Below are 25076 nucleotides of genomic sequence, written 5' to 3'. Positions count from 1 at the left end.
AAGACTTGACGGTCAGTTTTCGCGTTTGGTTTGTTGGTCGAGTTTGGTGAGGGCCGTTTTTAGTTTCGCGAGCGCGTTTCGCATCCGGCCCAACGCGGTGCCTAGCGGGATTTGCAACGTCTCGGCGATTTCGGCAAAAGTTTGTTCTTCGTAAGTTCGCAAGTAAACGATTTGTTTCAACTCTTCCGGCAAGCGGTCGATCGCCTGGCGAACCTGGTCGATCAATTCACCGCGAACGAGTTCCGTATCGGGCGCCGCCGAGTCCCAGCCTGCGTGCAGCCATTGGAGCCGCTCGTCGACTTTGCGGCCCACGGCCAAGCGACGGCGGATCGACAATGCCTCGCGATAGGCGACTTGGTAGAGCCAGCTCTTGCGAGCAGCTGGCTCTACCGAACCGCCCAGCGCGGCGAATTTGACAAAGGTCGTGTGGACAACATCCGCCGCCGTAGGCGCGTCACGCACCACCCCCCAAACAAAGCGTTGCAGGCGTTCGGCATGTTCGCAGTAGTACGTTTCGACGGCGGCAGCATCTATCGGCGCCTTTTCGAACGTGGAGTCGTCCTTGCTCAAAGGCTCGTTCTGTCTTGTTGGATCGTCGCGATGAACCACAGGTAAGAGCCGCAGACCGGGGCCGATATTGGCGGAAAATGTCGAAATCGCGCCAAATAATCCCATCTGGGGGGATTCAAGCAGGCGCGAAGATGGAAAACACCCCAGGTTTTAACACGCCGGCGCCGGCGACGGCGTCCTAATTCAGTGGGTCTCCAGCTATAATCGAAGCTTTTCCGCTTCTGACCGCTTTCCTTCGACCAAGGACCGCACGTTGTTCATCGGGCCCGTCTTTACGCGAGAAGCCGCCGTTACTCCACGGCGGAGCAAGTTTTACACCTACCGCACGGTCTATGTCGCCGCGCTCTTTTTGCTGATGTGCACCGCCTGGCTCGTGATGGCCGGTACGCAGATCATTCGCAATGTTGGCGATATGGCTCGGTTTGGGGCCGTTCTCTTTCAGATTCTTGCCCCGATTCAGTTGAGTCTGGTAATTTTCTTCGCCGCCTTCTCGTCGGCCAGCGCCGTCGCGCTGGAGAAAGATAAAAAGACGCTCATCCTGCTGCTGATGACGCGACTAAATAACTCGGAACTGGTCCTCGGCAAGATGCTGGCCAGCTTGCTGAACGTGCTCGTGCTGATCCTCGCGGCGCTGCCGCTCTTTACGGCCGTCGTGCTGTTTGGCGGGGTCTCTCCTTCGCAGATCATCTATGTCTTTCTGGTGACATTTGTCACGGCGATCGCCGCAGGCAGTTTGGGGTCGACGCTGGCGCTGTGGCGCGAGAAGACGTTTCAAACGTTGTCGCTGACCGCGCTGGCGATCGTATTTTGGCTTGGTTTTTGTGAAGCGATCGCCGCGGGCGCGTTGACCTGGTTGATCGGCGACATGCCGTTGGGCATGGCCCCCGACACGCTGGCGACGGCGCTCAGCCCGATTCGCGCGGTGCTGGAAGCGGCTCGCCCGTTTCCGACCTTGTCAATCGAACTGGGAGCGTTGGGCAATCCAATCTGGCTTTATCTGGTGATCGCCTGCGGCACGACGCTCGTGCTGAACGGGCTGTCGATCGCCCTGGTCCGCGTCTGGAATCCGTCACGAGAAGCGCGGCGTGATTTTGGCCCCAAAGCCGAAACGCAAGAGTCGATCTGGGGCGCCGAGCATGACTTGGCCCTCAAACAAGACAAACCGGCCGCCGAATCGGATGAATCGCGGCGCTCAGAGCATGTGGATGCTCGGACCCGCAAGATGCAGTCGAATCATCGTCAGGTCTGGGATAACCCGGTCTTATGGCGAGAGACCCAGACCTGGGCGTATGGTCGCAAGGTGATCATCATTCGGGTTGTCTATATGCTGCTGGTCGCAGCGGCGGCGGTGGCGCTGCACCAATTGATCCTCAGCAATGCGGCCAAGTCGATCGTCGATCAGATGGGCGCGATCATTCCAGACGCCGCTCAGGCGCTGACGCCGCTGTACCTGGTCAGCATGGTGATTGTCAACGCATTAGCGGTCACCTCCATCACCAACGAACGAGACGGACGATCGCTCGATATTCTGCTGGTGACCGATCTGACCCCGCGAGAATTTATTTTTGGCAAGTTGCTGGGCGTGTTGTGGGTGACTAAAGAAATGGTGGTCGCGCCGCTGCTACTGACGTTTTACCTCTGGTGGCAAAACGGCATGAATACCGAGAACCTGGTCTTCCTGAGTCTCGGCCTGGCGGTGATGTATCTGTTTGTGACGACGCTCGGCATTCACTGCGGCATGATTTACGCCAGCAGTCGAGTTGCGATCGGCGTGAGCCTAGGCACGGTCTTCTTCCTGTTTTTGGGGGTGATTACCTGTATCTTGCTGATGATTTCGTTCAGCGACTCGTTCCACTTCCAGCTCTTCCCGTTCCTGGGATTCATCGCCGGCGGGGGACTCGGGTTGTATGTCGCGATCGGCCATCGCAATCCTTCTCCGGCGATCGCGACGGCGGCGTTTGTGGTGCCGCTAGCGACGTTTTACGCGATCACGACGTTGCTGCTGAACAAAAATCTAGAGGTCTTTCTGGTGACTGCCTTCTCCTACGGCTTTACGACATTCGCTATGCTGATTCCAGCGATCTACGAATTTGACGTCGAAATGGGGAGAACGTCTGGGCAAGATGACTCGTAAAGAGAATCGCCCTCACGCCGGAGACTATTCATGGAATTAATGACGGCGATCACGCCGTGGTTGATCTTCATGGCGGCGCTGCTTGCGCTATCCGGAATTTTTTCCGCGGCCGAAGCGGCTTTCTTCTATCTCAAGATCGAAGACCGGCGGAAGCTCGCCTCCGGCAGCAGCACGCAGCAAATCGCCGCCCAACTGCTGAACGACCCTGACCGCTTGCTCTCGGCCGTCCTCTTTTGGAATCTGGTCGTCAATGTTCTCTACTTCAGTCTGGCGTCGGTCGTCGGCATTCGGATCGAACGAGAATTTGGGGGCGCCGCCGCAGCCGGGTTCGCCGCCGGATCGCTGATGGTGATCATCTTCTCCAGCGAGATGCTGCCGAAAAGTTTCGCCGTCTTGCGGGCCCCGGTAATCGCGACGCTGTTAGCGCTGCCGGTCGCATTGGCCGTCAAAGCGGCCGATCCGATCCTGCCGCTGCTGCGGACCGTGATTACCCTGTCGCGTCGGCTGATCTGGCCCGGCTTTAAGCCGGAACCTTATCTGCAGGTATCCGACCTTGAGCGGGCGATTGTGTTTTCGACCGAGAACGCCGCGCTGCTTGAGCAAGAGCAAGTCGCGCTGCAAAACATCGTCTCGTTGTCCGACTTGACCGTGAACGAATTGATGCGGCCGCGTCGCCAATATCGCTCGTTCCGGCCGCCGGTCTCGCGTGCCGATCTCGCGGGAGAAGTTCCGCCGAGCGGCTATCTGCTGGTGACGGAACCAGACTCAGAAGATGTCGCCGGCGCGTTCAACCTGATGACGGCGACCGAGTTGCCGGAAGAGAACCTAGAGCGGCTCGCGTCGCCGGTGCTGTATGCGCCTTGGTGCACCAAAGCGGCGGTCGTGCTGCAGCAGATGATCACGCGGCAGCGCGAAGTCGCCGCGATCGTGAATGAACTGGGAGAAGTAATCGGCGTGTTGACCCTAAGCGACGCGGCCGAAGCGATCTTCTCGTACCATTCTGGCCGCAGCGAACGTCTGCTGCATCGTCAAACTTTCGAGCAGGTCGAGCCGGGCGTTTGGCTGATTCCCGGCATGACCAGTTTGCGACGCCTGGCGAAACGCTTTGGCGCCGAGGTCCCGTCCATTCGTCCCACCACCGTGAACGGCCTGCTGCACGAAGAGCTGGAGCAGCTGCCGGAACCAGGCGACGAAGTGACCTGGGGACCGTTTCATTTTCATGTCGTCTCGGTTCCGCTGCGCGGCCAACCGATCGTGCGTCTCTCTTTGTTTGAAAGAGAGGAAGAGTCGTCATGATTTGGATCGTCACCTTGTTCGTGTTCGCCGTTTTCCTGTCAGCGTTTTTCAGCGGCACCGAAACCGGCTTTTATCGAGTGACGCGCATTCGCTTGGTGTTGGATGCGCTGGACGGCAAATTCTTGGCCAAGTTCCTGTTGTTCCTCACCAATCACCCGGCGCTGTTTGTGGCGACTACGCTGATCGGCAACAACCTGGCCAACTATTTGGTCTCGCTCTCGATCGTGTTGGCGGCGGGAATGCTTTTCCCCGGCAACTCGACGGCCGAATTGGCGTTGCCAACGCTGCTGGCGCCGGTGTTGTTCGTCTACGGCGAATCGTTACCCAAGAACCTGTTTTTTCATGCTCCCAACAAGCTGCTACTGCGCGGCAGTCCGTTGTTCTTTCTTTGCACCATTCTGTTCGCTCCGTTCGCCGCCGTGTTGTGGATCATGGGGCAAGCGCTGCAGTGGCTACTGGGCGAATCGCCCACGCAAGTTCGCTTGCAATTGGCCCGCAAAGAGCTGGAAGACGTTCTGGACGAAGGGGGCGAAGCGGGACTGTTGAACGCCGGTCAACGACGATTAGCGCAAGGGCTGTTCGCCGTCGCCAATCAATCGGTCGGCGCTTTGGCGCTCCCCCTGTCCCGCACGCATGTGGCGATAGTCGGCGCCGAAAAAACGTCAGCGCTGGCCTATGCGAAAAAGAACAAGATCACGGCGCTGCCGGTGGCGGCGAAAGCGGCTGACAAGAACGAAGTGATCGGGTACGTACGAACTTGCGACTTGATTCTGACGCCGGAGAAGACGATTCAATCGTATCGCGTGCTGCCGGTGGTCGCCGGTAGCGATACGCAAATCGCGGCGCTGCTCCGCATGCAAAGCAGTGGAGAAAGTATGGCCGTCGTTAAAGCGCGCGACGGTAAGACGCTGGGCATCGTCACTCTCGACCAGCTGATGCGGCCGATTTTGTATAGCGAAAGCTAAACCGCAACTTGCTGACTATTTGTGATAACCCAGCGACGCGATTACCTGGAAGATCTCTTCGTAGGTCACGAACCGTCGTCGATGTTGGATCTTGTAGCCGTCAACCGCGTCTGCAATCTCACGCGCCGCGTCCGACAGTTCGCTATGACTGTTGGTAAATTGGCGACGTTCAAGCTGCTGCGACGTTTGCCGATTCGGGTCACGCCGATCCACAAAGTTCGCGTCGAGCACATGCGACATAATAAAACCCCGGTTTCCCGTGTCAGAAATTAATTCGCCAACTTTGGCGCATCTACGGATAACCTAGGACCGTTCCGCCGCTTGTCAAACGCCTGTAAGAGGTTACGCCGCCCTCGTTTCGCCTAACCAAGATTGGGTCGTAACGATCCTAGCGATTGTGCGTTTATCGCTGCAGCGTCTGCCCCATTCGCTGCCGGGCAAGGGGGATTTCTGCGGCGATCTCGCGCCCCCGGACATTTTGCGGATCCATCGATAAGGTTTGCCGCAAAGCCCACTCCGCCCGGGCGATCCGCCCCGCCGAGAGTTCGCATTGCGCCAACCGCGACATGAGCTCGGGGTCAGGCGTTCCCTTCTCCATCGCCGCAATCAAGTGGTCGGCGGCCGCTTCGAAACGACCAGCCGCTTGCAGCGTCAGCCCTTGCTCGACCAGCAACTCGATCGGAGCTTCTCCCAGCGGATAGGCTCGTTCGGCGCGGGTCAGGCAAGCCAGCGAACGATCGGGCTGCGACAGTTGACGTTGGGCTCGAGCCAAGCGAATAAGAACCGGCGTCACGTCTTCTGTGAACGAGGCGCACCGCAAGTAGCACGACTCGGCGTCTTGCCAATCATTGCGATTCTCGGCCAGATCGCCGGCCAACAGCCAGGCGTCAGCACACCGCGGATATTGGGCGATTGTCTGCTGCGCCTGCTGATCAGCTTCGGGGAGCCGCCCCGCTCGATAGTAAATCCGTCCCAGCCGAACCATCATGCTGGCGTCATCCCCCGAGATCCGAATCGCCTCCTTCATTTCGACGATCGCGCCGTCGATATCCCCTTTGCGATGGAGCGCCTCGGCGTACTGCGACCGGGTATGCACATCGACCGGACAGGCCTTTTTCGCTTTGGCCAGCAAGGTTTCGGCCCGCTCGATATCGCCCCGCTGCAAAGCATCGACCCCCTGCTGGGCGAGTTGCCGGCCGTTGACGACTTTTTGGTGCTCGGCCGACTGCCTCGAGAAGGTCGCGCAGCCGCTTATTGCTAGCAACAAGAGCCCCAACGCGAGGCGCAGCACTGCCGACGCACGAATGTCGTACGAAATTCGGTTTCTGGGAGTGCCAAAAAGCCGCGTCATGAGCGGTAAATCGAAGGGGTAAAAAGATAGAAGCGGCGAACGATATCAAAACCTGCTTCGTCCAGCCAGAGCGGCGCCGGTTACGTTTCTCGCGCAGAACGGTAAAATCGGGTGTTTAGAGAACAAAAAATCGCTGGGAGCCCTGCTGATGGCGGCCGTGTACGAAAATTTTGGGGTCAGTTTCTCTTATCCCGAGAACTGGAAGCTGGTCGAAGAGCAGGCCCAAGAGTGGCCTCGCTCGACCTCGGTCTACAGCCCCAGCGACGCATTTTGGAACATTACGGTCCATCCTAGCGACACCGATCTGCAGGAAGCGGTCGACGCCGTCGTCGCCGCGATGGACGAGACGTACGACGATTTCGAATACGAAACGACCACCGAAACGTTCGCCGGTTACGAAACGTTCGGCTGCAACATGCACTTCTATTGTTTGGACATGCTGGTCCAAGCCCAGATCCGCGCCTTCGACTTCGCCGACGCCAAAGTGCTGGTGATGTTCCAGGGAGAAGATCGCGAGTTCGACAAGCTGCGCGACGTCTTCTCGGCGATTACCCATGATTTGGTGAATCGGCAAACGGGGGTTTGAAAAGAGCCGCTCAGCAGCTAGCACGCAGTCACGTTCGAGAGACGGTGCTGTCACCAACGCGTTTGCGTCCTTTGCCTAGTCGTCAAAGTCTGGCATTTGACGGTTTTGCATTGGTTGAAATGGTGAAGTGCGGCAATGTGAGAGTTCGGATTCGACGATCATTTACGATGTGCCGATTCCGTTCGCCCTTCGCGTTGACTTCACTATGTTCCGCTATCGTAAATCCACGAGTTGGTTTGCCAGCATTCTTGTCTTCGGCAGTTGCGCCTCGCTAGCCTGGGGGCAGCCGGTCTCGCCGACGAGTCCGACAACGCCGGGGACGCTGCTGACGTCGCCTCCGGACGAGGGTCTCAAGACGGTCGCTGCGGGGATTCGCTGGAATGATCTGACGCCTGACGCGGCTCCGAAAAATTTGACGCTGGAGCAACTGCTCGACCTGGCGGCGCGCAACAATCCAACGATCCTGCAGGCCCAGTATCAAATCACCGGGTCGCTCGCCAAAGCGCAGCAAGCCGGTCTCTATCCCAATCCGACCCTCGCCTACGTAGCCGAAAATATCGGCGTCGAAGGAACTGCTGGCGAATGGCAAGGAGCCGAACTAAAACAACGGTTTGTGACCGCCAACAAGCTGCAGATCAGTCGTGACAAATACTTGCAGCGCGCCAAAGTGGCCGAGCATCAAGCGGTCGCTCAGCAGTTTCGCGTTTGTAATGACGTTCGGCTGCACTTCGCCAAAACGCTCGCCGCACAGCAGATTCTCGCGTTGCAAAAGGAATTGCTGAAGACGGCCGAAGACCATCTGGTGACGACGCGTGAAATGTTCAATCTCGGCCAGGCGAATCAAGTCGATCTGCACAAAGCCAACGCGTCGCTCCGCCGCGAACAACTGGCCCTGCTGCAAGCCGAAAATCGGATCCGTCGCGAGTTCTTCCAACTCAGCTCCCTCGTCAGCGTCGACTTGCCGTACCAACCGCTGATCGGAGATCTCGCGATCCAAGATGGCCTGATTGATTTTGATCTGGCGTATGAGCGAATCCTGCGCGAAAGCCCCGAGATCCTCGCCGCCCACTCGAAGCTGCGTGAAGATCGCATCACCGTCACGCGCGAAAATGTCCAATGGGTGCCGGATGTCGTCGTCGGCGGCGGGCCTGGCTACAACTTTGAAACGTCCGACGCGACCGCCGCGCTGAACGTAATGATCGAGCTGCCGATCTACGATCGAAATCAAGGAACCATTCGCCAGGCCCGGTCCGACTATTCCCGTCAACAGAACGAAATTCGGCGCGTTGAGATGCAATTGCGCATGAGCTTGGCCGAACAATACGAACAGTATTTGAGCGCGATGCAACATGTGCTCACCTACGAAGAAATCGTGTTGCCGGAACTAAAGTCAGCTTACGAAACGTCGCTGAAAAGCTATCAGGCTCGCCGCGAAGAATGGCCCCACGTGCTGCACGCCTATCACGATTTTACGCAGCGTCGGATTGAATTGATCGATCATTTGCTGCAAAAGCGGACAAGTGAGATACTGATCGATGGCTACTTGCTGCACGGCGGGCTCAACGCGGCGCCCAGCCCGACGCCGGCCGGACATATCGACGCGACTCCGCATCCGCGCTAAGCGCTTCCTCTCATTGACGAGTTTCCGCTATGGACCAGTCGACCCCGTCCCCGCGACGTCAGTTTCTCAAAGGCAGCGCCATTGCCGCCGCCACGGCCGCACTCGGCGCCGGCCGTGCGCTGGGGCAAGACGCGCCGTCAGACGCCGCTGATCCTGCGGAACCGATGCCGGCCCATCCGCACGCGGACCAGCCTGCGGTCGCGGATGAGTACGAAGGCTTCTCGCGTTTCAAACCGAGCCGCGGCAATAATCCTGATAGTGATTACTACATCGGCAAGTTAGTTCCCGGCTTTCGCACGGCTGCCGCGGGGCCCGCGCCGTTCGTTGCGCCCGACCTGGAAAAGCTCCCCTTCGTCATGAAAGATGGCGCGAAACAGTTTGAGCTGGTCGCGCAAAACGTCCGCCGAGAATTTTTGCCGGGCTACCCAATGGATGTCTGGGGCTTTAACGGCTCGATCCCGGGTCCCACGATCGAAGTCACCCAGGGAGACCGCATTCGCATCATCGTGCATAACGAACTGCCGGAAGAGACCACCGTTCACTGGCACGGCTTTGAACTGCCGGTGCAGCAAGACGGTTCGATGACGCTGACGCAAAATCCGATCATGCCCGGCAAGACGCATGTCTATGAATTCGACATCCACGAAGAAGGGACCTTCTTCTATCACACGCATGTCGCGATGCAGGAAGCGTTTGGCATGGTGGGCTGGATCATCGTTCATCCGCGCCAGGTCTTCGATCCGCCGGTCGATCGCGACTTTGGGCTGATCTTTCAAAACTTTCATATTCAGCCCAATCAAACGATTAGCGATTCGTGGGCGATGGATTGGAACTGGCACACGATCAACGGACGGAGCGGACCGTTCACCACGCCGCTGGTCGTTAAACATGGTGAACGCGTCCGTGTGCGGATCATGAATTTTTCGCCGATGCAGCATCACCCGATTCACCTGCATGGGCACACGTTTTGGCTGACCGGACACGAGGGCGCTCGAGCGCCAAAATCGAGTTGGGCGCCGCGCAATACCGAGTTGATCGCCGTCGCCCAGGCCAGCGTGTTCGAGTTTGTCGCTAATAACCCCGGCGACTGGATGTTCCACTGTCACATGGTTCATCACATGATGAATCACATGGTTCGACCAGCCGGACCGCGCATTCGCCAAAACGGCGACGTCAGCGCCTATCTAGCGAATCTCGAGCAACGTCCCCCGGTCGATTTCGTCCACACCGACCCCGGCTTCGATACGCCTGGCTATCCGCAAGGAATGAAAGGGATGAAGATGTCCGAGGAGTTCATGAAGTCGATCTGGTCACGCCGCGAAGTGCAAGGGATGCGCACGACCTGGCCGATGTCGATCATGGGGCTGATGACGGCGCTGCGCGTGCTGCCGGACGATCTCTATCACCGCGTCATGGAAACGGACGAAGAGATCCCCAAGGGCGCCATCTTTGCTGAGATCGTCCAACGCTTTGGCGACCCGGCGACTTACCAAAAGGCGCCGATGACGATGCACCACGGAAACTGACCAGTAAGCTCCGCTTGAGCTGATCGCCCTGCCCACTCATGCAGCGGATTCTGGCGGAAGGCGCCGCCGATTCAATCGTTGCTCGCGCCAGTGAACGCGAAGTGCATTGAGCAACAACGCCAGCAGCGCGAAGTGCGTAAAAAAGATCAGTGAGAAGACCAGAAAGCGGGCCATGATGTTGTCGCCGTACACGCTTTGATGCACCGTGGGCTGTTCCCCGATCGAGAACAGCACCATCAAGACCGGGATCCCTGCGAACCACGGTCCGACATACAGCCCCCAAGCTTTGTCAAACAAGATCGCGATTCCAGACGCCAACATCGGCAGCACCAATGTGACGACGATCGTCATCGACGTGACCCATTCAGACGGAAAATCGGCTTTCTCAAAGCCCAACTCCTTCGGCCAGAACATCAGCGTCGCAAAACAGACCACCACCATCCAGGTCGCCATGCAGATGGCTAACCAACAAGCGACCGCTCCGGCTTCGTAGATGCGTTGGCGTTCGTTAGCCCATTGAACAAACCGTTCTGCGAGATTCGGGCGACGGATGCTAACCCGCCGACCGGCCAGCGCCTGTCGCAGATCGCGGGCCAAGTCGCCGCAGTTGTCGTAACGATGCTGCGGCTCACGTTCGATGCACTGCATCACGATCGCCGCCAGATCGCGCGAAACGGCCGGATTCAACCGCCGCGGCGAAACCACTTGACCACGCATCACCGCGTTGGCCACGGCGAAATAGTTGTCCCCGTCATACGGAGGCTCGCCGGTCAGCATCTCATAGAGGATCACCCCCAATGCATAGACGTCGGTGGGGGGACCGGTCGTTTTGCGGCCGCGGTATTGTTCGGGAGCCATGTAAAGCGGCGTCCCCATCACCAAGCTGGTGCTGGTGTCACGCATCCGCTGTTCACCCAACTTCGCCAGACCGAAATCGGTAATCTGCGGCGTAAAGGGGAGATCGCCGCATGGCTTGTCGGTCAGCATCACGTTGCTAGGCTTCAAATCACGATGGATGACTCCCCGTTGATGCGCATGGTCCATCGCGTCCGCCAAATGCACCGCAATCTCGACGGCGGTTCTCAGATCGCAGGTCTCTCGCACGCGTAAATATTGCGCGAGATTTTGCCCCGGACAAAAGGCGGTTGCGATGTACGAAATTTCGTCGATTTTCCCGGCGTCATAAACGGCGACCAGATGCGGATGCTCCAGAGACGCCGCTAGTTCGGCTTCTTGGAGAAATCGCTTTTGCTGCTCTGCCGGCAAATCATCGATGCGGGGAATTTTGAGCGCTACTTCGCGATTCAATTGCGTGTCGGTCGCCAAATAGACGACGCCGAAGCCGCCGGCGCCGATCCAGCGCTGCACGCGATACCGACCCAACTGTTGTCCGCTGGCCAACCCCAAGGTCGCCGCAGGCGCCGCCGCGGTCCCTGTCTCTGTGCTGCCGCGACTCGAATCTTTGACCGACTGAATCGCGTCATGCAAACGCAGTTGGCGCATCAGTCGCTGAGAGAACTGCGGAAATCGTTTGATAAACTCCACCAGATCAAACTGGTCCAACAACGTGCGGCGTAATTGCAGTTCGTTGTAGACCAAGTCAAACAGATCCTCGGTGTGATCGCTCAACTCGGAATGTTGCGACAAATAGCCTTCGACGGTCGGCCGCTCGCCTTGTCGCCACCGATGCGTCTGGTCATGGCATAGCCGATCCACCAAGCGAAACGGGGCGCGCGAAGCTTCGTCTCCTGGAATATTCATCGGCAATGTTAGAACCAAGGAGTCAACGTGCGACCGATCCGTTCGATCGCGCGATGAAAACGTTTGCGAAGCGCTTCCGGCGATTCCCCCAATTGCTCTCCGATCTCGTCCCACTGAAAACCTTGTCGCCGGAGCGACGCAATTTCAAATTCATGCGTCGATAATTGGCGCTCCAGCTCTTCCAGCAGATCGGTCAGTTCCGCAGCGTTGGCCGCTCGTTGGTCTTGCCGCGGCTTTTCTCCCTGCTCATCCACCTCGTGCAAGGGGCGCACGCGACGGACATCCCGTTTGTCGGCCAATTGGGCCCGGTAGACGTCGTTGGTCTTGTGGCGGGCAATTTTTAACAGCAACCGCAGCAGGTCTTGCGACTGGGCGATTTCATACTGGCCGGCGCCGACCCGCAAAAAGAAAGAAATCATCACCGACTGGCAGATATCCTGCGAGTCCACCACACGACGAACCGCCGCGCTGCGCAACCGATAACGGATCTCGGCGCGAATCTCTGGCTCATAACTGTGAAATAATTGCTCGGCCGCCGCCGGCTGGCCGCCGCGAATTTGGCGGATAAGCTCCGCTATATCGAGTAATTCTTCCGCCATCGTCGTACGTGCTGTAGTCGTCAAAAGGAAAGATGCGAGGCAGCGCGACGCCGTGAGGGACCGCCACCCTATTGTACTTGCCGCCCCCGCCAAAAGAATGGGGCCGCTCCTTCCTTTCTCGAAGTGAGGACATTCACTTATTCCCCGATCGTCCCCCTAAGCCGGTAGGACAGATTACCCGCCGTAGTCGCTCAATTACCCCATTTTTGGCGACCCAACCAAGCAGCGAGTTTCCCCAGCGGAACGATCGCGATTATGGCAATTGAAGTCGCTCCCTCGACAACTTATGAAATCCGCAAGGCAACCGGCGCAGTCACCAATCAGCGAGCTATAGATAAGTAGCCAGCTTGTTGATTGACCTCGATCTGGCCCCCGCCAAAGAGAAATGTGATGAGCCAAACATCCACGTGTAATCATTTGTTCCATTTCTGTGGCAAACAAGTGAACCACGCCGGAGTGGAGTTCTGTCCCTGTCACGGCTGTCTCTCGAAGTTCAGCTGCCGCGGCTACTGGAATTCGTCGGCCAAACCGCGATCTTCCTCCGCCGAAACGTTGCCGGTGCTGCTGACGCTCAGCGGCGATCTTCATTCGCGCCTCGATCCATCGCACGAGACGGTGGAAGTTCATGAAGATAGCTTTAGCACGATCGCCTAACGCGCCGCGTCGCAGTCCTCTCATTCTCCTGTTGTGCTGACAGCCGTTTCGTCGCGAAAATCGCGAACAAAAGTGTAGCGATAGCGATTCGCCGCCGGGTAGATTGGACGTTCCTCTTTTCTTTGGGAGCGACTATCGAGTGACGCAGCAAGAATTAACCCCCGGCAAAGGTCGGCGCTGGGTCCGCTTTGGATTGCGTGCTTTGCTGGTGCTGATCCTCGTCTGCTGCATCGGCCTGGCTTGGCTCGCCGCGCTGATGGCCGAAGGCCGGCGTCAGGAACAGATCGCCACAGCCCTTTCCGCCGCGCATTGCACGGTAGAAATGTCGCACTACAAACGGGTCGCCACCAAGGGTAACTATGGGTTTCAAATGGATCTCGTATCCACGCTGAATCCCGCCCTCGAATGGCTGGGACTCGGCAAGGCGTTTCGCCGAATTGAGCACGTGACGTTGCGCGAGAATTCAGAGATGACGCCTGCGCTGGCGCAGTTGCATACGCTCGACAACCTGACGATGCTGGGCACGTACCACTCGGGAATTACCGCGGAGCAACTTGCCGAGTTGCTCGACGAGATCGAGGTCCAGAAGCTTTACATTCCCAGCGTTCCCCTCTCCCGCCGAGAACTGCCCTGGCTCAATCGGCCCAGTCTCACTTGGATCTGCGTCGCTCGCACCCAATTTTCCAACCCGGCGATCGACAGCCTGCCGCTATCGCTGGTCTATTTTGACGCGACACGCACACGCATCAGCGATGAAGGCTTAGATAAATTTCGCCGTCTGACCAATTTGCGAATGCTCAAACTGCGGCGCACGCAGGCCAGCCTAGCCGCGGTCCAGGGTCTGCGGAAGAAAATGCCCTGGTGCGTGATTGAATGGCAAGACATCCAGGGCCGCAGCGGCGTCAGTTATGGGGTCGACTAATGACTTGCCGGCGATCGTCAGGTTTGAAGTTGCGTTTTTTCGAACCCAGCGAACACTCGTGTAGTGTCAAACCGCTATTTTCGGCTTCCACGAAATCAGCCGCACGGCGTTAGACGCGGTTTTTGTCCCCCATTGTCCATCGCCAATGAGTTTTCGTTAGTAACCGGTGCTAACGCACTGCGGCTAATAAGAGCATGGCGCCGAAAATTGTCGCGTGACACAGCAATAGCCCGAGGCGCTGATGCAACGATTTTCGGCTGATTCTGACCTTGTTCTACCCCCCTTCATCCGTGGCTGGGCCGTGTTCCATTCTTGTCACCGAAAAATAGCGCCACTTCAAAAAGCGGCAGCTCTCCTTCGCGTAGCCACGCGAATGAACTTGGGCGCCGCTGCGGCAATTCCTGGTGCGTTCAGAAGTGCACGATCGGGACCATATCCCCGGCGCCGTCGTTCCGTCTTTATGGCCACGACGCATGGCTAGTCTACTCGGAAATGGTAGGAAGCGGACTCAAAATTGTCTCTCGACACAGCGTCCGGCTTCGGAGTCTATTGGGGGGATGACGATCCATCGGGGGTCAGTAATGGCCGGCGCAAGCGGGGGCTGCTGCGCGGTTTGGTTTTCCCATGTTGAGTGGGCAGGTTAGATACGCCGTAGGAATGTCGGTCCGGTCCAACCTTGTCCAGTCCGGTCCGATTGTCCCGTCCAATGGTCCCGGTCAGCCGCCGGGGTGGGTGAAGTCATGCTCTTTCTGCGAAGACGCCGTAAGAGCACGGCGCCGGACGCAAAACTGCCCAAATTAACCCTGAGGGGTTTGGGTTATTCGATGTAAAAAATTTAGCGGTCCGGTCCAACCTGGGGCGAATGCCGAATGTCGAAACCAGAATGACGAAGGCAGGTACTCCCCGAGCGGGAAGCGGGCTCGTCATTTGGGTTTGGGGCATTCGTTCGACATTCGGATTTCTTCCTTCGTCATTCGAAATAGAGGCCGCATTCCCTCGGCTCGCGCACTCGGGCTAGTATTGGATTGGTTCAATCCGCTGGCGAAAAAACAGGATGCGGTCCGGTCCGGCCTTTGGGGACTAAGGGCAAACCTACAAGAGCGTTACTCCCCCGCTCCCACCGCCGCATAAATTTGTTTCGCCGCTGCCTCATCGGGAGGAAGCGCCATAATTTCGCCTTCGTCCAGTCCGGTTACCAGACATGCCAAGACGCGAGAGAGCGCCACGTGGTCTGGCAAGCATTCGCGTTCGATCCAGACGTCGGCCATATAGATGACGCGACCGCGGGTTAGTTCGAGCGGGACCCGGTTGCGGCGACCTTTGTGATAGGCGTCGTTTTTGAGGAGTTCGGCCGCGTGTTGTTGGTGCGGCGGTAAACCGGCGATCTCTTCGTCGTCGGCCGTGTAGAGATCAAACAGATCGTCCGCTAATTCACGCAACACTTCGGCCAGCGACTTGGAGGGAGGTTCGTGCGAAAAAATCATCAGCGCCGGCGCCGACGCGATACTTTGCTGTTGCAAGAACTCGGAATTGGCCATCACCAGGACGGCCAAGACCGGCTTCCCATTTTCACGGATGCGCCGCTCGGTCGCCGCTTCGTTGTACGACGAGTAGAAATAGAGGAACACGATCACAAGCGCAAAAAACAACACGACGCACATGCATGCGCCGCCGCCAACGGTCAACCATGTCATCAAACCGCCTCGCCGAGAAGAGAAGGACACGAGCGTCAGACGCGTCTTATCCTAGTGACTGCGATACGGTTTACAACTTTTTCCTGACGGAATCACGCGATCACGCCGCAAGGCGAATCGGCCCTTTGGGACTTCTCAAATTAAAGAGACCGAAGATATCGTCTTTCGACAAACCGCTGGGCTGCGGCGTCCCCGCTTCGGCGAACAACGTATTGAAGAGTTCGCGTTTCTCACTCAATACCTGATCGATGCGATCTTCGATCGTGTTCATCGCTAGATAGCGGGAAATCGTCACGGCCCCTTTGGCGCCGATGCGATGGGCGCGGTTGATCGCTTGATCTTCGATGGCCGGATTCCACCACCGATCAAACAAAAAGACATACTCGCAAAACTGCAAGTTTAAGCCGACGCTGCCGGCGCCGTAGCTCATCAAAATGACCGACTTGGACGGATCGTGCTTGAACTGCTCGATCACGCCGTCTCGTTTTTTGCTGGGAATTTTACCGTGATACTCCAACGGTCCAAACGGTTCCAACTGACGACGAATCTGCTCGATCGTCTGCGTCCACTGACTAAAAACGATCGCCTTTTTGCCGCTCGCTACGACTTCTTCCATGTCGGCGCGCAGCTGATCCATTTTGGTGCTGTCGCCGGTTCGCGGATCAAAGTTGCAAATCTGCTTCAGCCGCAGCACCAGCTCAAACACATGCTGCACCGTCAGCTCTTCCCCCATTTTTTCGAGCCGCACAATTCCTTCGTTCTCGGCCAGTTCGTACGTCTCTTGCTGAGCCGGCGACAACGTGAGATCGGCGTCGCGATAGAGCCGCGGCGGCATATCCTCGAGGACCTCATCTTTGGTGCGGCGAATGATGTACTCGCTGGTCGCCGTACACAACTGCTTGAGCGGCATTCCCTTGTACAAGTAGCCCGGCACGAGAAACTCGAAGATGCCGACCAAATCGTCGGTGCAGTTTTCGATCGGCGTGCCGGTCAGCGCCCAACTGCGATCACGCGGAATCGCGCGCACAATCTGCGCCGTGGTGCTCCCCGAGTTTTTGATCCGCTGCGCTTCGTCCAGCACGACCAAGTCAAAGCGAATCGATTCGTCATTCACGATCTGTTGATCGCGCATCAGCAGCTCGTAGTTGGCGATCCGGACCGGCGATTCGGCCGATTGCCATTGCCAGGTGCGGCGTGCCTGGTCCCCTTCGATGATCGAAACCGGAATCTCCGGCGCCCACAGCGCGAACTCGCGTTTCCAGTTGGTCACCAGCGGCTTCGGACATATCAACAAGATATTGCGCGCCTCACCCGATCGGATCAACATCCGAATGGTCGAGATCGCCTGCATCGTTTTGCCCAGTCCCATCTCGTCAGCCAAGACCGCCGCATGTCGCGGGTAGAGGAACGCGATCCCTTCAAACTGATACGGAAAGGGTTCGAACGGAAATTCGAGCGACCCAGAACTAACCAGCGATTCCAGCGACGGCTGCAGCAGATAGTAGAGCCGATCCTGCAGCTTGATCACGTCGCCAGGCGGCTTGATACGTGTCGCCGGCTTACGGACGTTTCGCTCTTGCGGCTCTTCGGGACCTTCCGATGCGGTCGTATTGTCGGCCGGCGGTTTCTTCGGAGGCGGCGCAGAGACCGCCCATTCCGGCGCTTCCGGAAAGACATAAGTCTTGACCGCGACGCGCGGCGCACGACAAGGGATCGACACGACTTTGGGCGCATCGACGCCGATCGCAGTCGACTCGATCGACATCGCCAGCTCGGCATCGATCGACTCGCTGTACGTTTCGACAGCGACCGTCAAATTGGCGAACGAGACAATCGACGGCGCTGCGGCATCCGCTTCCGGCAGATTCATCTTCCCATCCTTGGGGCACGAGGAACTTGGCGTCGACACAAGGCCGACCCAGCCGTTGACTTAACCGCGTTGCGCTTGCTGCGCTTCGCTGATCGCTTCATGAATCCGACCAAACGGCTCAGTCAAATCAATCCGCGCCGCGAACGTTTCCCAGACGGCGGCGACGTCGGCCTGGTCTTGCGGAAACGCATCGGCGATCCTGACATCTGCGCCGGCCAACGCAAACCCAGCAGGCGACTTGGGCGCAGCGACTGGATGCGCGGCGTCGACGCGCCAAACCTGACCGGCGGCGTTCTCGCTGCGCTCGGTCTCAGACGTCGTCGTTGGCTCAGCGACCGTCGGTGCGACGGCGATCACCGGAACGTCGACATGCTGCCGCACGGCTAGCACTTCGGCGATGTCAGTGCAGATCATCCGCGGAGCCAGGTTGGTCTTGCGAACCAAAGCGGCGGCAATTTGCTCTCCACACAAATATTCGCGGAGCGTCGGACCGTACAAAATCTCTTGGGCACGATTGGCGCGAACCGGGGTCGTGCAATGAAACTCAAGTGGGCGACCGTTGGAATTTAACAATAGATACCCGCCGAACAGCCCATGCTGCTCGTCTTCGACCACCGTTAAGTATCCTACAGTCGGCACGGAACTTTTGTCCCTCGCGGTCACAGGCGGCTTTCTCTCTAGGTGCATTTCCAGGGGTGCTATCACATCGCCGGTAATCCCTCACGCAGCGATGCTTCCTTCACAATCGGTGCTGCGCGGTGGTCGACTTTAACCGTCGCAGCGAACGTGCCAGAAGCGGGATCTGCTAGCGATCTACGCAAAACCCGCAAATGCTCGACAATCTTCGGAGAGCGTGACTATACTTGGGGCATCGAATCCGGAGTTAAAATAGATGTCTAGCCCGAACAACTTCCCCTCCCTGTTCACCCATGTCGACGTAACTGCAGGCTCCCCCTCAGGTAACGACGACTCGGCCGCCGGCAATATCACCATGCTGTTGCAACGAATGGTGACCCTGCAAGAGCGGCAAGCAGAGCTACTGGAAGAAATGCTGCAGCAGCAGATCTCGCAACAAAAGCAGCGGCAATCCGAGTTGGCGGCGTGGCGCAAGGCCAACCCTCAACTAGCGGACAAGTGCCGCAAAGCGGCCGAAGCGCTGAGCAAAGTTCACACAGAATTTCTTGGCTCAATCGCCGACGAGATCGACGACAGCGGCGAAGATATGGCCGATAGCGAATTCATGCTTAACGAATTTGTCGATCGCTTTGGCCCCCGCATCGCCCATCTTAACGGCGTACTACAGATGCTAGCCCAATTGGGTAGTCCGCATCCCCCGGCCAAATAAGCGGGCGCTGTTGCCTGAAACCCGACTGCCAGCAGTGAGGTAGCATCTATGTATGCCCTGCTGCTGATCTCTAGACGGGAACTGGCCATGATCCAACGCCTTCGACCGCTGCTCGCTTTGCTGCTTCTGACCTGCGCTTTTCTGGCCCCCGCCGCAGCGGCCGCAGAGACCAAGGTTCAACAGATCGACCTCGAGCCGAAAGACGCGGCGCGGGATCGCGTCGTCCCGATTCGCGTCTATCTGCCCGAGACGGCTAAGCCGCTGCCGGTGATCCTATTTTCGCACGGGCTGGGGGGTTCGCGTGAAAACAGCGTTTACCTAGGTAACCACTGGGCGAGTGCTGGTTACGTTTGCGTCTTCATGCAGCATGCCGGCAGCGACGAATCGGTCTGGAAGGGAGTTCCGCGGCGCGAAATCATGCAAGCGATGAAGCAAGCGGCCAGTGGGAAAAGCTTGATGGATCGGATTAAGGATGTTTCGTTCGTGATCGATCAGTTGGAAGTCATGAACAAGCAGGCCGACAGTCCCCTCCAAGGCAAGCTCGACCTCGAGCATATCGGCATGACCGGGCACAGCTTTGGCGCGGTCACCACCACGGCGGTCGCCGGACGCAAATTTCCGCTCGGCCGCAGCAACGCCGAACCGCGCCTCGACGCCTTCTTGCCGATGAGCCCGCAGACCACCGAAGGCATGTCGGCCGAGAAATCGTACGGCGAAGTCAAGCTGCCGATGCTCTGCATGACCGGCACCGCAGACAGCAGCATGATCGATCCGCGGACGACGCCCGAGTCGCGCCGCGAAGTCTACCAAGGCCTACCGACTGGCGACAAATACGAGCTGGTCTTTGACGGCGGAACGCACGCCGCATTCTCGGATGCTCGCGGCTTGCGGATCGGCAAGCGCGATCCCGCTCATCACCCGGCGATCCAGCAAATTAGCTTGAAATTTTGGGACGCTTATTTGAAAGAAGACGCCGCCGCCAAGAAGTGGCTGCAATCGGATCAACCCAAAACGGATGCGAAGTTGAAAGAGAAAGATGTTTGGCAGTGGAAGTAGGAGGCCGTTGGCGGCTCGCTCCGCTTTCCGCTTTCCCCCCTACTCTTCCAGCGCAAACGTGAACACATTCTCCCCCGGATCCATCACTTCCACCGTCAGCTCGCTTGTCTTTGCGCTGGCGTAACGCTTGGGCAGTAGATGCCTGGGAGCGCCCGAGAGCGCCGCGTTCAATTCGCGCGAGAGTCGGTTGTATTCGGCGGGGCTGACCGAATCGGGATCAGGCAGCGCCAAGACTTCCAACTTGCGGATCGCCACGCTATACGAGCCAGGGATCACTCCGTCTCCTTCGTCATACGTCCACATCACCACTTCCCCGCGATCGTTCGTATGGCCCACAGCGCCGCGCAGTTCGGCGCCGCCAAACGTCACGGTCGCTTTTTCGACCGGCTGTCCGTCGTGGGTGACAATCGCTTTGACCGGCACCATCCTGGGACGATTGGGATCCGGCGCTTGGCCGCATCCAACCAATCCGACCAATACCAGCAGCGCTGTAAGTTCAACTCGATTCATGAATTCTCTCAATCGAAATCGCTTAAAAATTAGCCGTTACTTCACCGCTGCTAATCGTTCCCATCGCGCCCCAAACGCCGTAGGGACTGGGCCCCGACGTCACTTCGGTCGCGGTCGGATCTCCGCTGTCGATCGTCTCGGGGATAAAGTGCGTTGATCCGTCGGCATAACCAACATTGACGCCGCCGGGGTGAAAACTGCTCGGCGTCCAGATCCCCCAAGTCGCGTCAGTCGACGCCGTCGTGCAGCGGGGCGCGTTGGGAGGAAGGACCGTACTGAAACCGGAAAAGAAAACGCGTCCTTCGGCCCAGCGACTACCGGGCGCTCGATGGACGTACGATTCGGCGGTGACGGTGACGGCCGAGTTCACCATGCCGTTGGTTCCGCGCGCCGCCCAGCAGTCGGCCGGGCTCGACGGGTTGGCGTTGATCCCCGGCGTCACGGCGACGTTCCCCTTCAGGGTTCGCGTAATGTCATTGGGACCGACCACCACTTCAGAGATCGCGACCGTATTGCTAGTACCGTCGCTCAGATCACTGAAGTCGCGATTGAGTTGTGTGACGAACATCCCTCGTTTCGAGGAATCCACGGTATCGTTGCTGCGAATACTATCCCCGACCGAGAAATGATAGCTGCGCGGCTTGCGCCCATTGACGTAGGCCCGACTGTCCCAGTTGGGGTCGGAGGGACAAGCCAACTCGGGGATGAGCGTGCTCTGATGCGTCGGGTTCCAATCGGCCGATCCATACGGCGGACTGGCGCTGGTCATCCCGTCGTAGATCGCCGTTTGCTCGATATATGGCAACAACGAGGCGAACCCGCTCGGACGAGCCGGCGCCGCTTGGATCTGCATCGCAGGAAAGGCCGAGTACGTATCGTGATAGGTATGCAGCGCCAAACCAATCTGCTTCATCCGGTTGATGCATTGCATCCGCCGCGCCGACTCGCGGGCCTGCTGCACCGCCGGCAACAATAGCGCGATCAACACGCCGATGATCGCGATCACCACCAACAGCTCGACCAACGTAAAAGCAAGGCGCCGATCGGGCGCAAGCAGCCTTCGTGAAAAGTGCATGGCCTTAGTCTCTCTCTTCCAGGGATGAGGGAAAGATGAATACCGCGGCGCTGGGGCTCGGCGAGAAACCGCTCCGAATGAAGCAATCGGCCCCGCTAACGCATTTTAACAGGTATTTTTCTTCGGTTCTTTTATAAAATTCCCTCGGCGCGGCGTCAAGAAAATAACCGGGGATAGCTGCTATTTAACGGATCGATATGCCAGGACAACGGCGCCCGATCTCCGTTGGGATCCGATGAGAAAGAAGAGAAACACGATGGAATCCAAGCGCCGCAATGGGTTACCGATGCGTGCGAACGGTCGGTTCCTGGGGGTGCGGTCGCCAGAAACGACCTATCACGCTCTTGAGAATCAAGATGCTCGCGTAATGACTGAAAACAGAACGGCGATCAGTCTGCTACCTATGCGGCCAAGAAGTAACGCCGTTCGTTCAAGCCAAACTGTCGAATCTCTTCGACGGGCTTTTGCTCCCATTGTGCGTGTGTAGGCTGAGCAGGCTTAAAATTCTGCTCGAAGGTCGCCTTGTTTCGCTTAGCCCGTTCGTTTGCGGGATCTAAGGCAATCGCGGCATCGAACGTTTTAAGAACAAGATCGGGAGAAAAACCTAGCTCGGCTTGAGCAATTGCATGCCACTCTTCGAGTTGACTTTTTGCGGTATCAGGTCCTTCTCTCCTCAGACCTGACTCGCACATTTTCCGACAGGCTTCAAAGCGATTATTTGTCAAATAATGATTCGCTAAAAAGAAGTAAGGCCAGATTATTTTAGAACCTAGTTTTACGGTTCGTTCAAAATCCATAATCGAATCGCTAGACTTTCCATAAAGATGAATCGCTCTCGTGATGAGAAATACTTCGTCGTCAGGATAAAACTCAAGCGCATTGGTGTAGTGCTCAACAGCAGCGTCAACGTCCCCCAGGCATTCATGACAAAACCCAAGTATTGAAATGGTCAATGAATGTGCAGATTCTTCTCCATCATGGACTTCGCTATTTAATTTAAGCCGCTCGACGTTTCTTTCGAGTATCGGGACTAACCAACGACTAACCTTTGCCGCCTCGGGATCTGAGACTTGCTTTGCAGCTTGAATACAAATGCCAGCCGCACGAGCTATAACTGCCGGCGTATTGTTCGTTTCTTCATTTAAGATATTGACCGAAGCTTTCTGCGCCATCGCTGGATCAGAGTACCAAAGCGACAAAATGTATAAGTTCAAATACTTGGGATTCGATGGCTCACACGAAACTGCATGGCCGTAGAACTCTGTTGCGACATCAAAATTCCCTGCTAATTGCCAGATTTCACCTCGCATGACAGAAAGTAGAACTGGCTCAATGTAACTTCGCCAGCGTCGCAATATCGCAAGTGCTGAATCCCAATATCCTTTCTCTCGTGCTTCGAACGATTCCATCAAATATCGCAACGACTGGGGATTCATCTCCTTTATCACAACCTCATCCGGCGGATCACTAATCGAGTAAAGATCCTCCGAAAGCCAACCAATCCTCTCCCTCTCCTGCTTGTTCAATTCCGCATAGGGCGCATCCATCGCATCGCGCACCGCATCCGCCTCAGGCGAGTCGTCTTTGCCTTCTTTCATCAGCCGATGGAGCTCAATCATCCCCTTGGCCACCTGATTGAAGGCAGGACTTCCGAATGGATGTTGTGCAATCATGATTACGTCTCGTCGATCTGCCAGGAGGATCGCGTACTGGCCAAGTCCGCTTGGTATTGAGTGAGTGAAACTGCCGAGATCGGCGCCACCACACCATGTGTTATCGGTTGCGGTTTACGATCTGGAATTAATTTTAGTCCAGAAGCAACAATTCCGTCAGCAAACGCGCCGTTTCCCATGACAAAACAGGCCACACTGTTTGACCCGCTGGCCCCGGGAACGACCGCTCGCAATCTCTTGGGAATTCTATACCTGGGTAAATCTTGCCAGCGCGGGGCAACCGACATTCCATTCTCGTCCAGATTAACATTTCCGCCGGCATCGACATGAATATCGACGCCAATTCGGACTCCTAGCTCCTTGGCTGTTGATCCGACAACTGGCAGCGAATCCTGAGAATCGAAGATCATCGCCCGATAGACTCTTGGCGGCTCAAAACTTTCATCCGAACGATTCATTTAATTTTTCGTCGACAATCATCTATATGCGACCGCTATCCTGGCCAACAGCATACCCCCCTACACTACGCTTCGCAACAAAGTCGGTCGGCGTTCCCAAATTTATTCCGTCCGACAATGGTTGTCGAAACAACCTTTTCTCTCTATCCTGATAGAAACAGACCCGCGGCTCGCAAATTCTTCCCTCCACTTCGCCTGCCGCGCGGCGATTTTACTGCCCCCATGTTCCTGCGTAGGTGGTGAAGATGAATTCTGGCGAAAGCGTCTTGTCGGCTGATATTCAAGCAAAAGCCCAGGCCGCCAAGGACAAGCTCGACCAACATGCGTACGAGACCGTCCAGTGGCACTTCCACGAGTCGACCGGTTGCCCTTTCTGGCTCGAGAAGAAGAAAGAGCTCAACTTCGATCCGTTGACCGAAGTGAAAAACTACGAAGACATTCAAAAGTTCCCGTTGTTCGAAGACGACTGGCTTCGCGGCGGACCGGTGCGTCGCTGGGTTCCCAAGGCCTTTGAAAACGATCCGGTCTACGTCTTTGAAACCGGCGGGACGACCGGCGTTCCGAAAAGCCGAATCGCGATCAACGACTTTCGGACCGACTACGAGAACTTCAGCCACACGCTGCCCGATCAGTACTTCCCCAAAGGCTCGAACTGGTTGATGCTCGGTCCCTCAGGCCCGCGTCGTCTACGTCTGGCGGTCGAACATCTGGCCCAGTATCGCGGCGGCATCTCGTTCTGCATTGACTTAGACCCTCGTTGGGTAGTCAAGTTGATCAAGAAGGGCTGGATGGAGCACCTGGAAGAATACAAGAAGCATTGCATCGATCAGGCGATCACCGTACTGACCGCCGGCCACGACGTGAAGTGCATGTTCGGCACGCCGAAGCTGATCGAATCGCTTTGCTTGGGTCTGGAAGAACGAGGAACTTCGCTGGCCGAAGTCGGGATCACCGGCATCTTCAGCGGCGGCACCGAGTTCACGCCGCAGTGGACCCGCTACTGCGTCGAAGAGCTGTTTGGCGGCTCGCCCGAAGAGAGCGGCATCTACATGACGCCCACCTATGGCAACACGCTGATGGGTCTCGCTTGCAGCAAGCCGGTAACGGCGGACGAAGGTTACAAGATCAGCTACTACGCTCCGCAGCCGCGGGCCGTGACCGAAGTCGTGAGCTTTGACGACCCAATGCAAAAGGTCGCCTATGGCGAGACCGGCCGCGTGAAACTGACGACGTTGACCCAAGAGTTCTTCGTCCCCGGCTTCCTCGAACGGGATGAAGGCGAACGCGAAATGCCGTTCGACAAATACCCCTGGGACGGCGTCAGCGGAGTTCGCCCCTTCCACGGGATCGCATCCGGCACCACCGTCGGCGTTTACTAACGGCTTTGGTACGATAAAAGCAGGGTCCGGC

Annotated in this window: 23 protein-coding genes; 11 read left to right on the top strand and 12 right to left on the bottom strand. The window is 57.4% G+C overall.

What is annotated here, in order from left to right; genetic code table 11:
- Positions 1–12: 12 nt before the first annotated feature.
- Entirely contained in the window at positions 13–570 is a 558-nt protein-coding gene (locus DSM3645_RS06160) for an RNA polymerase sigma factor (RefSeq protein WP_161603300.1), read from the bottom strand.
- Positions 571–823: 253 nt separating this feature from the next.
- Here DSM3645_RS06160 and DSM3645_RS06155 point away from each other — a divergent pair, with 253 nt between their 5' ends.
- Genes DSM3645_RS06155 through DSM3645_RS06145 form a run of 3 tightly spaced genes read left to right on the top strand, consistent with a single transcriptional unit; the run spans position 824 to position 4965 of the window.
- Positions 824–2704 carry an ABC transporter permease subunit gene (locus DSM3645_RS06155; RefSeq protein WP_002651206.1) on the top strand — a complete coding sequence of 627 codons (1881 nt, stop codon included), beginning with the start codon at positions 824–826 and terminating at the stop codon, positions 2702–2704.
- A gap of 30 nt (positions 2705–2734) precedes the next feature.
- Complete coding sequence (locus DSM3645_RS06150) at positions 2735–4000, top strand: CNNM domain-containing protein (RefSeq protein WP_002651205.1); 1266 nt, start codon at positions 2735–2737, stop codon at positions 3998–4000.
- Entirely contained in the window at positions 3997–4965 is a 969-nt protein-coding gene (locus DSM3645_RS06145) for a CNNM domain-containing protein (protein WP_002651204.1), read from the top strand. Before DSM3645_RS06150 ends, DSM3645_RS06145 begins: the two co-directional genes overlap by 4 nt.
- Positions 4966–4980: 15 nt before the next feature.
- Here the strand turns inward: DSM3645_RS06145 and DSM3645_RS06140 are convergent, their stop codons facing one another.
- Positions 4981–5205 carry a hypothetical protein gene (locus tag DSM3645_RS06140; protein ID WP_002651203.1) on the bottom strand — a complete coding sequence of 75 codons (225 nt, stop codon included), beginning with the start codon at positions 5203–5205 and terminating at the stop codon, positions 4981–4983.
- Between the two features lie 163 nt (positions 5206–5368).
- A complete protein-coding gene (locus tag DSM3645_RS06135; protein WP_002651202.1) occupies positions 5369–6316 on the bottom strand; it encodes a tetratricopeptide repeat protein in 948 nt (315 codons plus the stop codon).
- 148 nt (positions 6317–6464) lie between these two features.
- Between DSM3645_RS06135 and DSM3645_RS06130 the strand changes: the two genes are divergently transcribed.
- From DSM3645_RS06130 to DSM3645_RS06120, 3 genes are all read left to right on the top strand, one after another.
- Positions 6465–6902: a hypothetical protein gene (locus DSM3645_RS06130; RefSeq protein ID WP_002651201.1), complete on the top strand. Its 438-nt coding sequence runs from the start codon at positions 6465–6467 to the stop codon at positions 6900–6902.
- 205 nt (positions 6903–7107) lie between these two features.
- Positions 7108–8523 (top strand): TolC family protein, encoded by a 1416-nt coding sequence (locus DSM3645_RS06125; RefSeq protein ID WP_040352186.1) that lies wholly within the window; start codon positions 7108–7110, stop codon positions 8521–8523.
- 29 nt (positions 8524–8552) lie between these two features.
- Positions 8553–10049 carry a copper oxidase gene (locus DSM3645_RS06120; RefSeq protein WP_002651199.1) on the top strand — a complete coding sequence of 499 codons (1497 nt, stop codon included), beginning with the start codon at positions 8553–8555 and terminating at the stop codon, positions 10047–10049.
- Between the two features lie 36 nt (positions 10050–10085).
- On the opposite strand, the gene DSM3645_RS27785 is transcribed toward DSM3645_RS06120, so the two are convergent.
- Positions 10086–11810, bottom strand: a complete 1725-nt coding sequence (locus DSM3645_RS27785) for a serine/threonine-protein kinase (protein ID WP_002651198.1) — start codon at positions 11808–11810, stop codon at positions 10086–10088.
- 8 nt (positions 11811–11818) lie between these two features.
- Entirely contained in the window at positions 11819–12409 is a 591-nt protein-coding gene (locus DSM3645_RS06110) for an RNA polymerase sigma factor (RefSeq protein ID WP_002651197.1), read from the bottom strand.
- A 390-nt stretch (positions 12410–12799) separates the two neighbouring features.
- On the opposite strand from DSM3645_RS06110, the gene DSM3645_RS06105 reads away from it, so the two are divergent.
- Together DSM3645_RS06105 and DSM3645_RS06100 are read left to right on the top strand one after the other, a co-directional pair.
- The gene (locus tag DSM3645_RS06105) at positions 12800–13063 is read left to right on the top strand and encodes a hypothetical protein (protein WP_131282283.1); all 264 of its coding nucleotides are present in this window, start codon (positions 12800–12802) and stop codon (positions 13061–13063) included.
- 139 nt (positions 13064–13202) lie between these two features.
- Positions 13203–13985: a hypothetical protein gene (locus tag DSM3645_RS06100; protein WP_131282280.1), complete on the top strand. Its 783-nt coding sequence runs from the start codon at positions 13203–13205 to the stop codon at positions 13983–13985.
- 1103 nt (positions 13986–15088) lie between these two features.
- On the opposite strand, the gene DSM3645_RS06095 is transcribed toward DSM3645_RS06100, so the two are convergent.
- The 3 genes from DSM3645_RS06095 to DSM3645_RS27780 form a co-directional block, all read right to left on the bottom strand.
- Complete coding sequence (locus DSM3645_RS06095; RefSeq protein ID WP_002651194.1) at positions 15089–15679, bottom strand: hypothetical protein; 591 nt, start codon at positions 15677–15679, stop codon at positions 15089–15091.
- 100 nt (positions 15680–15779) lie between these two features.
- Entirely contained in the window at positions 15780–17549 is a 1770-nt protein-coding gene (locus DSM3645_RS06090; protein WP_002651193.1) for a DEAD/DEAH box helicase, read from the bottom strand.
- 60 nt (positions 17550–17609) lie between these two features.
- Positions 17610–18188 carry a hypothetical protein gene (locus DSM3645_RS27780; RefSeq protein WP_131282277.1) on the bottom strand — a complete coding sequence of 193 codons (579 nt, stop codon included), beginning with the start codon at positions 18186–18188 and terminating at the stop codon, positions 17610–17612.
- Positions 18189–18441: 253 nt separating this feature from the next.
- Between DSM3645_RS27780 and DSM3645_RS06080 the strand changes: the two genes are divergently transcribed.
- Together DSM3645_RS06080 and DSM3645_RS06075 are read left to right on the top strand one after the other, a co-directional pair.
- Positions 18442–18894 (top strand): hypothetical protein, encoded by a 453-nt coding sequence (locus tag DSM3645_RS06080; protein ID WP_040351647.1) that lies wholly within the window; start codon positions 18442–18444, stop codon positions 18892–18894.
- An 87-nt stretch (positions 18895–18981) separates the two neighbouring features.
- Positions 18982–19950: an alpha/beta hydrolase family protein gene (locus DSM3645_RS06075; RefSeq protein ID WP_040352183.1), complete on the top strand. Its 969-nt coding sequence runs from the start codon at positions 18982–18984 to the stop codon at positions 19948–19950.
- 39 nt (positions 19951–19989) lie between these two features.
- On the opposite strand, the gene DSM3645_RS06070 is transcribed toward DSM3645_RS06075, so the two are convergent.
- The 4 genes from DSM3645_RS06070 to DSM3645_RS06055 form a co-directional block, all read right to left on the bottom strand.
- Positions 19990–20460 carry a hypothetical protein gene (locus DSM3645_RS06070; RefSeq protein WP_002651188.1) on the bottom strand — a complete coding sequence of 157 codons (471 nt, stop codon included), beginning with the start codon at positions 20458–20460 and terminating at the stop codon, positions 19990–19992.
- Between the two features lie 22 nt (positions 20461–20482).
- Positions 20483–21535 carry a DUF1559 domain-containing protein gene (locus DSM3645_RS06065; protein ID WP_002651187.1) on the bottom strand — a complete coding sequence of 351 codons (1053 nt, stop codon included), beginning with the start codon at positions 21533–21535 and terminating at the stop codon, positions 20483–20485.
- 401 nt (positions 21536–21936) lie between these two features.
- Positions 21937–23208: a tetratricopeptide repeat protein gene (locus DSM3645_RS06060; protein WP_002651186.1), complete on the bottom strand. Its 1272-nt coding sequence runs from the start codon at positions 23206–23208 to the stop codon at positions 21937–21939.
- 2 nt (positions 23209–23210) lie between these two features.
- Entirely contained in the window at positions 23211–23666 is a 456-nt protein-coding gene (locus tag DSM3645_RS06055) for a hypothetical protein (RefSeq protein ID WP_040351646.1), read from the bottom strand.
- Between the two features lie 245 nt (positions 23667–23911).
- Here DSM3645_RS06055 and DSM3645_RS06050 point away from each other — a divergent pair, with 245 nt between their 5' ends.
- Positions 23912–25045 (top strand): hypothetical protein, encoded by a 1134-nt coding sequence (locus DSM3645_RS06050; protein WP_002651185.1) that lies wholly within the window; start codon positions 23912–23914, stop codon positions 25043–25045.
- Positions 25046–25076: the final 31 nt, after the last annotated feature.

It is taken from the genome of Blastopirellula marina DSM 3645, from assembly GCF_000153105.1.
Lineage (GTDB): Bacteria > Planctomycetota > Planctomycetia > Pirellulales > Pirellulaceae > Blastopirellula > Blastopirellula marina.
This window is presented reverse-complemented; position numbering and strand designations above follow the sequence as displayed.

Excerpts from the sequence above, each read along its gene's own strand:
- DSM3645_RS06130 (WP_002651201.1), top strand. The coding sequence starts at position 6,465 with ATGGCGGCCGTGTACGAAAATTTTGGGGTCAGTTTCTCTTATCCCGAG.
- DSM3645_RS06050 (WP_002651185.1), top strand. The coding sequence starts at position 23,912 with ATGAATTCTGGCGAAAGCGTCTTGTCGGCTGATATTCAAGCAAAAGCC.
- DSM3645_RS06065 (WP_002651187.1), bottom strand. The coding sequence starts at position 21,535 with ATGCACTTTTCACGAAGGCTGCTTGCGCCCGATCGGCGCCTTGCTTTT.
- DSM3645_RS06140 (WP_002651203.1), bottom strand. The coding sequence starts at position 5,205 with ATGTCGCATGTGCTCGACGCGAACTTTGTGGATCGGCGTGACCCGAAT.
- DSM3645_RS06145 (WP_002651204.1), top strand. The coding sequence starts at position 3,997 with ATGATTTGGATCGTCACCTTGTTCGTGTTCGCCGTTTTCCTGTCAGCG.
- DSM3645_RS06095 (WP_002651194.1), bottom strand. The coding sequence starts at position 15,679 with ATGACATGGTTGACCGTTGGCGGCGGCGCATGCATGTGCGTCGTGTTG.
- DSM3645_RS06060 (WP_002651186.1), bottom strand. The coding sequence starts at position 23,208 with ATGATTGCACAACATCCATTCGGAAGTCCTGCCTTCAATCAGGTGGCC.
- DSM3645_RS06150 (WP_002651205.1), top strand. The coding sequence starts at position 2,735 with ATGGAATTAATGACGGCGATCACGCCGTGGTTGATCTTCATGGCGGCG.
- DSM3645_RS06105 (WP_131282283.1), top strand. The coding sequence starts at position 12,800 with ATGAGCCAAACATCCACGTGTAATCATTTGTTCCATTTCTGTGGCAAA.
- DSM3645_RS06080 (WP_040351647.1), top strand. The coding sequence starts at position 18,442 with ATGTCTAGCCCGAACAACTTCCCCTCCCTGTTCACCCATGTCGACGTA.
- DSM3645_RS06090 (WP_002651193.1), bottom strand. The coding sequence starts at position 17,549 with ATGAATCTGCCGGAAGCGGATGCCGCAGCGCCGTCGATTGTCTCGTTC.
- DSM3645_RS06070 (WP_002651188.1), bottom strand. The coding sequence starts at position 20,460 with ATGAATCGAGTTGAACTTACAGCGCTGCTGGTATTGGTCGGATTGGTT.
- DSM3645_RS06120 (WP_002651199.1), top strand. The coding sequence starts at position 8,553 with ATGGACCAGTCGACCCCGTCCCCGCGACGTCAGTTTCTCAAAGGCAGC.
- DSM3645_RS06135 (WP_002651202.1), bottom strand. The coding sequence starts at position 6,316 with ATGACGCGGCTTTTTGGCACTCCCAGAAACCGAATTTCGTACGACATT.
- DSM3645_RS06110 (WP_002651197.1), bottom strand. The coding sequence starts at position 12,409 with ATGGCGGAAGAATTACTCGATATAGCGGAGCTTATCCGCCAAATTCGC.
- DSM3645_RS27785 (WP_002651198.1), bottom strand. The coding sequence starts at position 11,810 with ATGAATATTCCAGGAGACGAAGCTTCGCGCGCCCCGTTTCGCTTGGTG.
- DSM3645_RS06125 (WP_040352186.1), top strand. The coding sequence starts at position 7,108 with ATGTTCCGCTATCGTAAATCCACGAGTTGGTTTGCCAGCATTCTTGTC.
- DSM3645_RS06075 (WP_040352183.1), top strand. The coding sequence starts at position 18,982 with ATGATCCAACGCCTTCGACCGCTGCTCGCTTTGCTGCTTCTGACCTGC.
- DSM3645_RS06055 (WP_040351646.1), bottom strand. The coding sequence starts at position 23,666 with ATGAATCGTTCGGATGAAAGTTTTGAGCCGCCAAGAGTCTATCGGGCG.